General features: G+C 32.6%; 13 protein-coding genes. 2 read left to right on the top strand and 11 right to left on the bottom strand.

Annotated features, from left to right (window positions below; genetic code table 11):
• Positions 1 to 316: 316 nt before the first annotated feature.
• The 11 genes from AN161_RS03655 to AN161_RS03605 all read right to left on the bottom strand — a co-directional run bounded on the left by AN161_RS03655 (position 317) and on the right by AN161_RS03605 (position 11685).
• Positions 317 to 1393 carry an LLM class flavin-dependent oxidoreductase gene (locus AN161_RS03655; RefSeq protein ID WP_053593016.1) on the bottom strand — a complete coding sequence of 359 codons (1077 nt, stop codon included), beginning with the start codon at positions 1391 to 1393 and terminating at the stop codon, positions 317 to 319.
• Positions 1394 to 1492: 99 nt separating this feature from the next.
• Positions 1493 to 2470 carry a ThiF family adenylyltransferase gene (locus AN161_RS03650; protein WP_053593015.1) on the bottom strand — a complete coding sequence of 326 codons (978 nt, stop codon included), beginning with the start codon at positions 2468 to 2470 and terminating at the stop codon, positions 1493 to 1495.
• A 2-nt stretch (positions 2471 to 2472) separates the two neighbouring features.
• Entirely contained in the window at positions 2473 to 3300 is an 828-nt protein-coding gene (locus AN161_RS03645; RefSeq protein ID WP_053593014.1) for a SagB family peptide dehydrogenase, read from the bottom strand.
• Positions 3297 to 4025 (bottom strand): ABC transporter permease, encoded by a 729-nt coding sequence (locus AN161_RS03640; RefSeq protein ID WP_053593013.1) that lies wholly within the window; start codon positions 4023 to 4025, stop codon positions 3297 to 3299. The genes AN161_RS03645 and AN161_RS03640 overlap by 4 nt, the downstream gene beginning before the upstream one ends.
• Complete coding sequence (locus AN161_RS03635; protein ID WP_053593012.1) at positions 4009 to 4959, bottom strand: ABC transporter ATP-binding protein; 951 nt, start codon at positions 4957 to 4959, stop codon at positions 4009 to 4011. The genes AN161_RS03640 and AN161_RS03635 overlap by 17 nt, the downstream gene beginning before the upstream one ends.
• Positions 4952 to 6724, bottom strand: coding sequence for a hypothetical protein (locus AN161_RS03630; protein WP_053593011.1), 1773 nt, complete (start codon positions 6722 to 6724; stop codon positions 4952 to 4954). The genes AN161_RS03635 and AN161_RS03630 overlap by 8 nt, the downstream gene beginning before the upstream one ends.
• A 52-nt stretch (positions 6725 to 6776) precedes the next feature.
• Positions 6777 to 7793, bottom strand: a complete 1017-nt coding sequence (locus AN161_RS03625; protein WP_053593010.1) for a lantibiotic dehydratase C-terminal domain-containing protein — start codon at positions 7791 to 7793, stop codon at positions 6777 to 6779.
• Positions 7794 to 7806: 13 nt separating this feature from the next.
• Positions 7807 to 8604: a hypothetical protein gene (locus AN161_RS03620; RefSeq protein ID WP_053593009.1), complete on the bottom strand. Its 798-nt coding sequence runs from the start codon at positions 8602 to 8604 to the stop codon at positions 7807 to 7809.
• Positions 8605 to 8617: 13 nt separating this feature from the next.
• On the bottom strand, positions 8618 to 9256 hold the full coding sequence (locus AN161_RS03615) for a hypothetical protein (RefSeq protein ID WP_053593008.1): 639 nt from the start codon (positions 9254 to 9256) through the stop codon (positions 8618 to 8620).
• A 40-nt stretch (positions 9257 to 9296) separates the two neighbouring features.
• On the bottom strand, positions 9297 to 11201 hold the full coding sequence (locus AN161_RS03610) for a TOMM precursor leader peptide-binding protein (RefSeq protein ID WP_053593007.1): 1905 nt from the start codon (positions 11199 to 11201) through the stop codon (positions 9297 to 9299).
• A gap of 304 nt (positions 11202 to 11505) precedes the next feature.
• A complete protein-coding gene (locus AN161_RS03605; RefSeq protein ID WP_053593006.1) occupies positions 11506 to 11685 on the bottom strand; it encodes a thiopeptide-type bacteriocin in 180 nt (59 codons plus the stop codon).
• A 225-nt stretch (positions 11686 to 11910) separates the two neighbouring features.
• On the opposite strand from AN161_RS03605, the gene AN161_RS03600 reads away from it, so the two are divergent.
• Complete coding sequence (locus AN161_RS03600) at positions 11911 to 14484, top strand: lantibiotic dehydratase (protein WP_053593005.1); 2574 nt, start codon at positions 11911 to 11913, stop codon at positions 14482 to 14484.
• Positions 14485 to 15357 carry a lantibiotic dehydratase C-terminal domain-containing protein gene (locus AN161_RS03595; protein ID WP_053593004.1) on the top strand — a complete coding sequence of 291 codons (873 nt, stop codon included), beginning with the start codon at positions 14485 to 14487 and terminating at the stop codon, positions 15355 to 15357.
• Positions 15358 to 15360: the final 3 nt, after the last annotated feature.

Below are 15360 nucleotides of genomic sequence, written 5' to 3'. Positions count from 1 at the left end.
ATAATTTTTAAAAACGTAATTTATCTTAATAGGAGCAGTCTAAGCTCTTGAAAAAAGTGATTTATGAAATTGATTCAAATGATATATATCAAAAATAAAGTAGCAAAATTGCGACCTCCAAACATTACTGGCATTACTATAAGATATTCGATTCGAATTCTAAAAACCCCTCTTCTTTATATTTTTACTTTAAATAAGCTTTTAACTAATGATATTTTCAAACTACATTTATTAAAAACTAGTCTTTTTTAGCTTTATTTACACTTGGTGATTAGGGATTGAACATGCACATTTTTCTCAACTTTTGCATGCCTTTTTATTTTAGAAGTGCGTCACTTACATTTGCAGAACAAATTTTTTCATTAAATAACATGATACTTTCTTTTGTACATTCATAAGGCATTCCACCAAAATCAACCTGAAAAGAGAGGTATCCAATATCAAATTCTTCTTTAATATAATTGATTGATTCATTTACCTCTTGTGGAGTCCCTACTAGAATTCTCTTCTCTTCAACAAGCCTTTCGTAGGAAAACGTCTTTAAAAATTCTCCCATTCTACTATACGATTGGTATGAGGACGAATTTTTGTCGTTCCAAGTATTCGCCGCATCAATCCATACTTGCCAATAGTTTTTTAAGTATTTCTTTCCGTTACGGTGGGCTGTTTCATGATTCTCATGTACATACATTGGATATGCTAACATAATCTGATCTTGTTCAACCTTTCCATGACCTGCTTTTTCATGTGCTGAACGATATATATTAAGGAAATCTTTAAAGTTAGAGAAATCTGCAATTGTAGGTGTAACCATTAAGTTATAACCTCTCGCACCTGCCCATTCAAATGACTGCGGGGATGCTGATGTAGCTACCCAGATTTGCGGATTATTATCTTGCGTTAATGGAGGAAATGATGTAATATTCTTAAATTCATTAAAATCCCCTTTAAATGTTGTATGAAACTCGGTCCACAATTTTTCAATTGCATCAATAAACTCGACATAACGGGCGCGACTCTCATCCATAGATACCTTGAAAGCATCAAACTCATAAGGTAGATATGCTCGTGCGAAACCTGCCTCCATACGCCCATTACTTATTGCATCAAGCATCGCAAGTTCACTTGCAACTATTAAAGGATTATGGAATGCTGGAAGTACGCACCCTGTAATTAGTTTCAAATTTTTACTGCGCATAGCAGCGGCACTTAAGAAGTTTGATGGATTTCCACAGTAACCACCATACGGATGGAAAAAATGCTCTGTAATTTTGACACTTTCAAAACCCACCCTATCAATTAGTTCAACAATATTCAGGGCATCCTTGAACCAAGTTTCAGGTGTCTTTAACTCAGGATAACAGTCCGGTAAAAACGTTACGCCATACTTCAAATGAAAACACTCCTTTCTTTTTATAAAATATCAGTTACCAACAGCTAAACATTATTAACTTATTACCTAACCTTCCCCCCTTTTTAACATTGTAATATTTCATTTTTGAATACAAAAAATGCATGATGGAAGTTTATACACATCTCTATTTTTAATAGTTAGTGTTATTGGATTTATTTCAATAATATTTCCTATTGTACGGCTATTTCCCGACATGGTATTTAGTATTTCAACCGCTGCGAGTTCGGTAACAATTCCATATAAAGGTCCGAAAATATTATCGAAACAATCAGATAAATTAATTTGCATTTCCAAACAAGACAAACACAATGTATCATTAGGTATGAATGTAGGACCAATGATGAATTCTTCCTTATTCGAACTAATTAACATCCAGGAGAATCCTATATTAGAAGAAAGGTGTTTTATGTTTGATAAATGATGTGAACCCAGATTCTCTGATACAACTACTACAAACATATTTTTATCTAGCACACTCTCTAACTTTTTCTCATATTCCCATTGAACTACGTGTGCTCCATTTATTACTCGCTCTTCTACACTTTCAATAAATGCTAACCCCTTTGATTTAGAAAGATGTTTTTTTTGTATTCCAATTCCCATTTGAATATCTATATTTGTAACTGGTGCATCATCCACAACAACCATATTCTGTACACCCATTTGAAGAAGTGTAAATGCAATTCGGTATCCCAAAGGCCCTATTCCAAGCACAACTATTTTTTTATTAAGATTTAACTTATAAGAAGGAAGCGCTTGTACAGCTTGCACATAATTATATTCTTTTGCTTCGATAAAAACGTGCTGATCAACTAATTGTTTTACAACATTTTTACTTTTCATGGGAAGTCCTTCATATAACTCAATAAGTTCGTCCTGAAAGACACATTCCTTATCTATTGCATGAATTAACTTTAATAACCTTTTATTACTTGATGTATCTGTAACCGACAGCAAATTTTTATTTGTTGACTTTTCTACTAAATGGATCTTTTCATCATTTAAATATACGATTTTCAGAAATAGATTTAACCTTATATTGTTAAATTCCCACATTGTTATTCCCCTTTTGGTTCGCCAATAATTTGCATACTTACAATGGACTGATTAATTCCATCGAGCTTAAGAACATCCTCTATTTCCTTGTCATAATAGGAACTTATCATCACAGACCCTAAACCATTAGCTGATGCTGATAAGCAGAAGTTTTGCGCTACATGTCCTGCCTCAAGTAGCGCTAAACGGTATGCCCTCGCTAAATATTTCTCCTTAATTGTCCTCCAATTTGAAACAAACAAGATAAAACAATGAGCATTTTGAATATCAAATCCAGCCATGATACTATTCAGAAAGTTTTCAATATCTTTTTGTTCTTTTGTAATGGAGACTAATGTTTCTGTATAACATTCATATCTATATATACCTCGTGCAATCTCATCAATTGATTGTGCAAACACATATACTTCAATAGGATAGATTGCACCCGCAGATGGATAGGTTCGACCTTGTGTAAATTTATTATTTTTGATTTCATCTTTTTCTTCAGAAGTCTCATCATGTATCGTTCCAACTGCCATACGTAATAATTCCGTGAAAGTAGATTTGGATAATCTTGTTGGTTTAAAATCCCGAATGCTACGACGGATTGCTAATACATCCTTAAACGTAGTATTACAAGGGTTTCCAGAAACATTCTTCAATTGAATATCTTCTTCTTTTGGCATTGTCCTTGCAATGGTGCTATGTTGTTTAAATGAAGTTCGTGGTGATAACCGGTGCATTAGTCCACGTGTATATTTGCTGTTTAGATGGTATAACATATCCAATGTTTTCGCATATGGCTCTATATTTTGAAGCAACTTAACTTCATGCTTATCTTTATTCATTTGTCACTCCATCTGAACTTTTTAATTCCTATAAAGGAAATAAGAAGGAACCACACAATAACAATAGTTAGATTAAACCATTGTAATTTAAGTGAGTTATCTGAGAATGACGTATACATGGCTTCTAGGAAAAAAGTTGCTGGATTATAATCACTTATTGTATTTAAAAACGAACCAAAGCTTACATCAAATGATGATGGAATAGCCAATAACATGATGGCTAACAATATAACCTGGGTAACCGCTAAAGCAGAATCAGCATTTGGAATAAGATTTGCTACGGCAAATCCAAATAGACCAAAAAACAAACAACTAATAAAGAACACGACAATAAATAACGGAATATTTAATTCAATATTTACATCGAATACATAAATAGTCAGTAAAAAGATAGCCAATGTTTGTACAACTAGAATTAAAATCGAAACAAATACCTTTGTTGAAATTATCGAAAATGCAGTTAATGGTGTGCCATACATTCTCTTCAAAAGTAATCGGTCGCGTTGAAGAACAATATTATTTGCTTGATTAACTACCATTGTTGTAATGATAATAAAGAGAATGGCTGATGGTATTAAATATACAAAGAATTCTTTTGAGGACTGGTTGCCCCAGCCAAATAGTAAAAAGTAAAAAATCGGCATAAGAAGAACAAAAACACCTTGAGTAAAATTTCGATACATGCTTTTTATTTCTACAAAGACCAAGTTAAACCAGCTTTTCAACTTTATCCGCCCCTTCACTATCTTTCACTAATTCGATAAATATTTCTTCTAGCGAGCTATCTTTTACATCAATATCATCCACTTTTATCTTTTCCTTCGCGGCAATTTGGTGCACTTCTTGCGTTACTTTCGCTACATCCTGATTAAGTATCATCCAGCGACATCCGTGTTCATCCAGTTTTATAGCATCTGGAAATGACTCCAATATTAATTTTGTTTCTTCAGCAAAGTGGATAACGACACTGCTTTGTTTATTGTATTTATTATTATAATTATCTTTTATTAGTTGCATTTCTTCCTGTATAACAACTTCACCATTTATTAGTATTGCGAGTTTATCGCACAAGTACTCCGCCTCATCCATGATCTGTGTTGTAATAACTATCGTTGTGCCACTATCCCTTAGCTTCTTGATAGTTTCCCATGTCTCATGTTTTGATACAGGGTCAAAGCCTGTCGTAGGCTCGTCCAATATTAATAACTTTGGAAGTCCAATCATGGCCACCCCTAAATCTAACTTCCTTCTTTGCCCACCAGATAATTTTCTAACCTGTTTATTAACTGATGACTCCAACTTTAACATCTTTAATAGTTCATCTATTGGGAAGGATTTCTCATAAAGTGAAGCAAAAAATTGTAATGTCTCTTTTACGGTTAGATACGGGAATAAGGCTGTTTCCTGTAACATCAAGCCAATTTTTTCTCTTACTAATCGTCCATTAGTTATGTTCTGTCCAAAAAGGCTCACTTTACCATTATCAGGCTTCTTAAAGCCCATTATTATATCTAAAGTTGTTGATTTTCCGGATCCATTTGGTCCAAGTAGACCGAAGATCTTTCCGGTCTGCACCTCCAAATTGACATTGTTTAAAGCTTTAAAGGACCCAAATATTTTACCAATATTTTCTAGAACAACAGCATTTGAACTACTCATATAAGTACCCTCCTGTAAAAGAAACTTGAATACTAAAAATCTTTAACCCTAATTGATTTATGAATGGTAATAGTGATAACTCTTTACAAGTCATCTTAAATTGATTACTAGCAATCTTTTGTTGGATTACATCTTGAAAGTGATTAGCTTCATCATTATTTAATGTTGATGGATTAACTAGTGGGTAAATACCCGTTTGTTCTTGTCCAAACATTGTCGTAAATAGAGCTTTTTCTAATGTGTCTTCTAACGCTTTTTCCTTATTCATATGTGCTGCATAAAAGTCCTTGCCATCAACCGTGACTTTAAATATAAATAATTCAAAAGTAGTTAGTATATAACAAATATTAATAGATTCTTGGTCATCAATTGTAATCATTCTTTCTAAATAGGAGGCGTAAGAAGTAAGGCTATCTTGGTAAGGAGTCCATAATATTTCTTGACTCTCTAGACAGTTTTTCTCCATTTCTAATACTATTGCTTTATACAAAGCTTCAAGAGAACTTCGGCCAAATATAATCATACTATTCTCATTATCTATTAGCTTCTTTTGGTAGTAATTTGTAACCCCAAACATAATTGCATAAAACCGTGCCAACATATTATTTCTAGCAGCAACCGAAAAATTACCTACTTCTGAAATACTTACACTACATTGGGATAGAACTGTTTGGGACAAATCAAATTCATCAATATGAGTTATTATTCCTAGGTAAGGTGAAACGAGTTTATGAAGATTATCTAAGAATACCTCGCCAATTTCATATTCTACTTCGTCATTTAGTCGCCCGACAACCTGTGTTTCAACACATCCCTCACAGGTATTAATCCGTGGTATGTAATGATACGTTGTCTCAAGTTGATTATTTAACTGTATGGAGTGATCAACGCAATTTTTTTTCCCTGTTCTTAACCCCCCTGTATAGCTGAAAACTTCCAGTGAAATTAGATATGCGACAATTTTTTGCGCTATATTTTCAAAAGCACTCTCATTTCCTGGAGGTAAGTATAATTGTTCGTTTATACACGAACTACATCTATTTGTTCCTTGTCCTATCCACGGGCCAATATATAGGGAATCCTCATACATATTTACTGGTAAAATAGGAATCTGGTAGTTCTTATTTATATGTTGTATCAAACTCCAATTCTCTGTCTTGCTCAAATCATTAAGACATATAAAAACATTAATATTATGGAGATTGGTTTCTAATTTCTCTTCCGTTACGACGCTTAGGTTAAAATCATTTCTTTCTTCAGAATTCGTAATAGATTCAGCATATTTTTCCTTTATATCCCATTTAAAGTTACCACCCATAAGCACAACTTTTTCTGTTCCCATCCTAATCAATGCTTGTGCCACCATGAATGCTGTATAAGAACTACCATAGATACCAATTGTAGAGCCTCTGAATCTTTTAAAAGTGGTATTTGGCGTTGATGAATATTGTTCTATAAAACGTATAGATGATTCGAATTTTTCTTTTAGTGAATGTTGAATTGGAATATCATCTTCAGTTTTGTCCAAGATATAGTCACGCTCATAAAGTTGCCCAATAAACTCCTTTACAAAAACATGCCTTCTTTCTGGTATCATTTCCAATATTTGATCAATATCGTGACTCCCATCAAGGAATGGAAGTAAAGATTCGAACCATTTATACAAATTTTCCCCTCGCATTACTTTGCTACCTGATAAACCCGCAAAGTAAATGCCATCTTCAATTGGCACATAGTAAACACTATCTTTTAGTTTTGGTTTCATTATTACCCTCCAATCTGTTTTATATATTTTTCATTTTTTGTATTTGTTTATGCTATGAGGTACCAAAATAAGATTCAATTTCATTTGCACACACCCAACATAGAAAGAATCTATATTTTGGACTAAAGCCTAATTGGGATAACGTGATATACATAAAATTAATAAGTATTCGAACAATCCTAAATTGCTTTGAATCCAAATACTTTCGTATATCATTACTACTATAAATATGGTTATGGAAATCACTTACTTTTGCATGACTTCCTTGTATTGCTTTCGCCTTCACAGATGTCCTTTTTATGTTCGCAGCCACTATTAAATACATGTTGTTAATAACTTGATTCCAGTCAAATAATATTTGCTGTAGAAATTCCGGCAATACTCCGATGTTATTCATAAATAGAGCTTCTGAATAATCGCTTATATCCTCTGATAAGTCTAGATATATCTTTTCAAAATCTTCTTTTGTCTGTGCTGGATTTGATATCATGTTAAAAAAACCTTCAGTATGCGAACGATAACTTAAAGAGCTAACCTCCCTATTTTGTTCAAAATTCGCAAAGTTTAACATTAACAAGATTGACACTATCGATCGTAACTTAGTATTTTCATTTGTTGATTTTATAACCTGTAAAATAAACGGAGATAGTTTTGTCATTATTTCTGCCATAGTATCATGGTCAAGCTCATCAAAGTGATTGGAGCGATCATCATATTTTGTATCATGGATTGTATTATTATCCATAAATGGGGAAAAAGGTCCTGATTCTCCTTCTAACTTCCCTAATTGTTTATGCACCCGTAATAATTCCTTTTTATTTAATATTTCTGTTGATGGGTGTTCTTTTAAATATGTCTGTAAATTATCGATTAAATACGTTCTGATTTGCTCGTAATCGGTTTCATTGGCACTAATATTCATGCGGATGTGAGAACCAAACTTCCAATGTCTGCGAAAATAAAACTTAAATGTATATTTCTCATTTAGTGTGCTTATGAGTTCATTCATTTTCAGCAATAATGCATCTTTATTATGTTCATAATAATAGATTGAAATTGTCTGCCACATTTATATCAAGCCCCTAATCTGAAATATTTATTTTTAAGTCACTGTATTTCGATGAACCAACAATGATACTATATATAGGCATTCTATCTTCCGATATTAATACCGTATTCATTCCTTTTTCGTCAAAACATTTTACAGGGCGAGCAAAAAAACCTAATTTAGCATATTGCATACAAATTCGTTGGGCAATACGCCCAGCTTCCATTAAAGCTATACGCCATCCAACCGGACCGTATTTTTCTACATACAATTTAATCGGACTATAGATGAAGTAAACACAAGTCATTGAATGTAAATTAAAAAAAGGATATTGGCAGTTTTTTTGCAATAGAGTTTCGAATTGACCGATATTCTTTTGAATAAACTCTTTCTCGTTCGCACTATATGAATAGATACCTACTTCAAAGTCCTCTGCCTGAATGACAAAAGCATATAGTTGGACTGATTCCTCCTGTGTGTCTACCTTGAATCTGCCTATTTGAGTAAATGTCCGCCAATCAATCGGGCGATATTTACCCACGACCCCAAACAGTCCCTGCCCCGAATTCCTTTGAAAAGTTGTCTCCCTTAAAAGATTCAGATCAATTTCTAGATTTGGAAAATGCACAACTGGAAATGACTCATTCGTGTTTGTTAAAGATAAAAAGTATGATTCCATCTCCCGCAAACGTTTGCAATAACCCGAACGCAGACCATTTGATTGTTCCCAGTTTGGGAATTCATGTAAAACTTCGTATTCTTTTAGCTTTCTCTCTTTATACCCATCATCTTCTACAACTTGAGAATCCTCATATTCTATTATTGCTGCCAATACCCCTTCTTCCTCAACGGGGATGTTTAGCATTTTCGCAATATTCTGATAACAAAAAAACATATCTCAATTGAGAGTGATTGCTTTTCTGGCGAGTATTTATATGCATATATAATTGCTCAATTGCGTGACCTGCTTCGAGTAATGCCAAGTTATAAGCAAAATCACCATATTCTTTACCTAAGCGCCAGAATTCTGAGCTAAAGACCCATATTCTTGAAACTCTTTTCATATCTTGGTTAAATACTCTTTCTAGTAAATAACTTGGGTCCCCCAAACCTATAACTTCCAATTCATTTCTAAGTGGGTCAAATCGATAAGCACCTTGCTCCAACTCCTGGGAAGCTTTATTCACTATTAAATAGGATTCTATAGTATGTAGACATCTTGCTGAAGGAAAACCCCTATGTAATTTCCAAGGATCATGTGGTGTATAATGAAGTATGCTGAAAGTCCCCCGCAAAACGTCTGATATATAATTCATTGTACTTGATGAATTATCTCTATCTGAATGTGGCAAGGAATATATTTTATTTATATTGAGTCTCTTTTTGAATCTCAATACTTTTGTATAATTACTGTTCTTTTTTATTACATTAACTTTATTATATGTAGTGTCTAATGCAAATTTATATACAATTTCATTAATCATGAATAGATACCTCCCTATTCTATTTTATTTTCATGTAATTTCACGGAAATGGATGTGGGTAAACAGTGTTAAAATCCGGAATAACCCCCCCATATTCTTCCTTCAACCTTTTAAACCGCTCAACGTTACCAATGCGTCTATATTGATGCCCAAATGTCATCGGTAGAAGGCTAGGAACAAGTACCTTTACTGTATGGAAACGTAATATTTTCTGTTCCGGCGTTGTTTGCTGAACAATGATAACATCGTGACCTAAGTTTATTATTTCATCAATTATTTTTTGAAGATTATATGTTAAATTCTCTGGTTGAAAATCTAATGATTTTCTATTTATGTCTTTTATAGATAAAGTGTTTTTATCTGTAAATAAAAAGTCAAACTTATAGAATGATTCTTCTAATGAATATAGTAAACTATGATCATCCATTTGTTTAACCAATAAAGGATTCTTAAGCATTTCTAAAGCTTCTTCATGACGGTTTATACTATCGGTTTCTGCTGAAGGTAGCATTGTTAAGAGCTCAAACAGTGCATTCCTAATTGCCACTTCGGCTGTAAGACTTGCAGCCGCTGCAGAGTGTGTCTTAGGAAGTCCTTTCTTTTCCCCCACCGCTAACACCCATATTGATGGTACACGTACTTCCCTTGTGATGTAAAAAATGTACACCTGATAGCCTCTAGATCTGATTTTATTTATTAAGCCTAGTGATTCTTTATCAGTTAATGATTGAATATCTATTTGAGATGTTGATAATTGACCATACCATGTGGCTAAAAATGTATCCCTTTCTATTATTTCAAACAGGCCATTCAAAATAGCTTCTTCTAAACTAGATCCTAGTGCACATCCATTAGATATTTCATATAAAAATCTTTCTTGCTTTGAAAGACGATAATACGCTATTTGTTCAGGTATAAGTACGGTGTCATCTTTTTTAAAAGAATACGCCCATACCCAGGGAATAGTTAAATCTTCATTATAAGGCACGAGTTCCATATTCGGTTCTAGATACTGTTTTGGATGATGAAGGATAAAATCTGACGGATTGATTGCCATCTCAACAATGTCTTTATACGCATGATTTTCCTTAGTTTTTTTACTAGGTCTACCACCGGCCCTCTCCAAAGCCTCTAGAATTGCAACTTTATCATTTAACTCAAATGAATCAGTACGCCCAACACCTATTTCTCTATGGGAATTGGTTGGAATCTCAACAGTGGTAAATCCTAGCTCAATTTCACTAAACCATCTTTGCTTTAACGATATTACGCCCGACAGTGGATCATAATATATTTCTTCTAACTTTTCTAATGACAATTCACGAGGTTCTCGAGGAACTTCTAATGAAATTTGTCTTCTTGGAAGTAGTTTTACATAGGATTCCCTTCTATAATCGTAGAAGGGATGTGCACAGGCAGTGCAGTCAGGACTTGCTAAAAAGGAATGGTTATAACACGCTAAAGTTTGTCCATCAATTACCTTGTACTTTTTCACTGACAATACTGAATCGGTATGGCATACACTCCTCCCTGAATTATTGTTATCTAAATCATGCAGAATAATATGAAGTAGTGTATCTACTAATAAAGGGGTAATTATCGATTGATTATTTCTAAGTCGGTTATGTTTTTGATCTGTTTGATCTATGCCCCTTATTTTTTTCGACGCACTATCAATTCTAATTTGCAAGCATTCATAACAGCCAGATTCATTTGGAAAAATAATAGGCCCTAAAAAAACCGCACCACCATCAATAAATACACGATATATCCATTTCCCATCAGCATGGGATTTTTTTTGCCATATAATATCCCTTTCGATATCTTTATCATCATGAACTACAATAACGCCTTTCGAACTTGTATTCTGCAATGCCCCATATGACTCATTTATCTTTTTAGAAAGAAGATCAAATAGCTCCCCATATCCGTTTACTGCTTGCATTCATCTAGCCTCCTTAGAGCTTCTATCCTTTTAAAATTACAGTGAAATACAAACTATCTACTACTCACTAGATTCTAATAAAAAGCAGGTAAGTTTATGTGTTTGCATATTCGACATCATCGAATGGTTGTCTCTCAAAAGATGCTAAAAATTTCTGTAAATCAAGATACTTAAGATTTTTATTCTAATATCTTCATATGATGTCAATTTCAGGTTATAACTTCATAATACAAACTAGAATTAGTTGATTGAGTTAAATATTTGCTCGAAATCTATTACACTCTCAAACATGTAGCATACATACTTATTCAGTACCACAGCAACAACAAACAACACAACAACTACAGCATACAGTCGTTCCCTTAGATGCAGCCATATCTGGCAATCCAAGAGAATCTGAAATATCCATTACTTCAATGGAGATATCTTCCTCTAAAGCTTCTTCATCTAGCGCTTCAAATAAATATTCAGCATGTTTTTTCATTTCAATATCACCTCAGTTTTTGGATTATTTATATTTCAAAATACAGGAACTTTCCTCTTTCCTTACCTGCTTAAATGTGATATTATGCTGAATAATGTCGAATGTCAATATATTCTGTATATTCCGTATATTTCGACACGCACATTTTATCCAATAAAGGTAGTTTTATAGTCGTTTTTTTCATTAATAAAGTACCTTTTTAACATTTTGAGAGAGGTGAGTAGATTGTGTGATGTAATAGCAAGACTATCTGGATTACCCATCGATGGTTTAGAACAGTTTATTGCAAAAGAATCTATTGAATTTATAAAGAAACGACAGTATGTCAATTTCCAATGCGAAAAACTAGCAGATGAATTAAATGAGAGGATATATACCCTTGTACCTGGAATCCTACGAAAGGATTCCAAGCGAACACTCCTTAAAATTAAAAGAAGAATTTCAATGGGAAGTATATTAAAAACTGAGGATATTCATATTTTAGAACAATATAAAATATGTTCACTGAAAATAACTGAATATAACGTGTGGGCACAAGAAAAGGAATATAATCTTTCGCTTCAAAAAGCAAGAGCTATGGAAATAGATACAGCAAATGTTACTTCTGAAATCAAAAAAGTATCTTCATCACAAGTCCTACAAAATGGATTACTCTATTCGAGTCTTACAACACTTGACATGACTCAACAATATATTGATGGAAAAGATTATAGCAATAAGGCAATTCGCCGTATTGAGTCAACATTAATCAGATATTTGACAAGAATAATGACTAAAACAAGCCCTTTCAGTTCATTTACCATTATAAGTGGCATAAATGTTTCCGAAAATCATACAAAGGTCAACAATAATGAGGATTCTATACAAAGTACTGTCTATTTGAATCCAATAATTTCATATACTTTACTAAATCATTTTTATACTAAACCTTTTTTATATAATGTGCCTGTTGTAATCAATCCGAATATATATTTTAGTCAAGATAAGATTTATATTTTCACAAAAACAGTTGACATTAGTAATGGAGGAATTAGAAATCCTGAACATCAATATTCGCTTCCAAACTCTACGACGATTCAATTTATTATTCATTTACTTTATGAAAATACACAACTATCAGTTAGGGAGATTCAGCAACTATTAAAATCACGTAGTAAAAACAGTGAAAAACTAATTATTAACTTAATAAAAATTGGGTTATTAAAACCAGCCATACACACAGAAGAATTTCGTATAGATTTATTACATACATTCTTAAAGGACCCTAGTTTAAATAGTTTTTCATCCTTAATTCAGTCTTTGACAAAGCTTAATGACTATTTAAAAGCCTATTCAAGACAATTCTATGATGTTCACAAGCGTATCCAAATAGAAAAACTAACCGAGGAGGAAATAAAGCGTTTATACCAAGAATTATCTATAACCAATCCAATTCCTAACCCGGTATTTATTGAAATTTGTTATCGGACTAACGAAATCCAGATAAGCACCAATACACTGAGCAGTATGCAACTTTCCCTACAAAAGTTCTCAAAATCATGTATTGTGTTTGATCCTTTTTTTAGCGTGAGGGAGACCCAAAAAGAGTTTTATAAAAGAAATTTTCATAATAAGTCCTGTGTTTTAATTGAATTTTATAATAAATGGAGTTCATTCGTGGAAGAAAATGATTCATTCAATCAAAATAGTAAAAGTATATCACCTTTGAATCTGTTACGAGAAAAATTAATATCATATAATCCATATCAACTAGAATCTATCGAGCAACATCACCATATTCAGAATGAGATTTACAAGAAAATAATTACAAGCCAGATACAAAAAGATATTGATATTTCACCATTACTCCATGGTAATAGTCACACGCGAAACACCGAAAACATTAGTATTTTGGGACAAGTACAAGAAGATAGCACTATTAAAATTGTCATAAATAAAATTACGGACGGTAATGGTCAAATGTTTAGTAGATTTCTAGAACATTTACCTTCAAAAAATATTGAGCGAATCAAAAAAATCAATCAAATAAAACAAACAAAAGGAACAATTACAGATATTCATGCTTTTTTTGGGTTTGCTGGGGATAGTCGCCCTGTACTCACAGATAAAGTTATCTGTTACCCTGGGTCCCATTTAACAAAGGAGGCAGATAACATATCAATCTTTGATTTGGAAATAGTGTTGGATGAAGCAGAGGATATATTGCAATTAAAAAGAAAATCTTCAGGAGAAATCATAAACCCTAAATATTTAGGCTTTATGACACCTTTCCTATTGCCTCCTCTAGCAAGGTTTTTAGCGTTGTTTAATTCTTTATCACAATTAATCACTAATCCTATTAATATATTTATAAATCGGCTCATCCAATTATGCGATGATCATGTGATGCGTATACCACGTATCTTGTATGGAACTGATATTATCTTGTCACGCCAAACTTGGATAATTCCCCAAAGCGCATATCCAATTCCTAAAGCACCATTGAATGATTTGGACTATATGGAATTCTTACTAGAATGGGTTAATACTCATGATATGGGTTATCATTTTTTTATAAAAAAAGGGGAGGATTTGGAGCCAAATACACAAATAAAGAATAGAAATATTGCCGACAAACCGCAATATATAGACATAAGAATCTATCACCATTTAAGAGAGTTGAAGAAAATATTTAAGGAATCCACCCACTATGTGATTATTGAGGAAGTATATCCAGAAATCGGTAAAGGATATCCTTATTTTAATAAGCAAAAGACTACTGAATTCGTTTTCGAAATTTCTCCAAAGGAGCGATATTAAATGAACAAGGAATGGATTAGTTTACATATTTTTTATCATAATTTTAGTAGATTAGATTTCCTTTTAAACAATTTAATATACCCACTTAAAAATAAATACCTACAAGGAAGTCAATATTTCTTTTTAAGATACTGGGAAGGGGGACCACATATACGTCTGCGGGTAACTGATAAAAATTTACAATTAGATACAATAATTCAACACATTGAAGAATTTCTATCTAAGTACCCAGATATTTCCACCATCACCAAAAATGACTTCTACGGGCAGCGTATGAACTTAGAAAGAGAAGATATTAAAAAATACAAATGGTATGAAAATAATTCTATTAAAGTTATACCTTATCATATTGAAAACGACTATTTCACAAAATCAAACGAGGATATGATCCATGTATTACTTCATTGTTCTAGTGAATTTTGTCTTGATTTATTAGGTCAATTACATGATAAAGAAAAGAAAATTCAGGCAGCTATCTATTTTACTTTAATATTAATTTCTTATTTAATGAATTTCAAACACGAGCAAATTTTGGACTTTTCCTACAACCACAGTAAATCATGGGCTAGCATATCAGATAAGGATCTAATACAGAATAAAGCAAAAAGATATATTGAAAATAACAAAGTTTCTTTTTATAAAAAAATAAATAAATGGGATGAATTCCTTTCAAATAATGGCTTTTTTGAACAAATTGTTTTCAATTGCAAGAAAATACAATATGAAAATAACTTTTCCGACGATACAAATTATTTCTTAGGTGGATATATCCACACTACAATGAATCGAATCGGATTAACACCAATAGAAGAGACATTTGTACTTGCTATCGTACATGAAGCAGTCGACAAAAAGTTGTTTTTAGCAAAATAGTAT

It is taken from the genome of Lysinibacillus sp. FJAT-14222 (genome assembly GCF_001278875.1).
GTDB classification, from domain to species: Bacteria; Bacillota; Bacilli; order Bacillales_A; family Planococcaceae; genus Lysinibacillus; species Lysinibacillus agricola.
The sequence above is the reverse complement of the archived record's forward strand: the minus strand, read 5'-3'. Positions and strand labels throughout refer to the sequence as shown.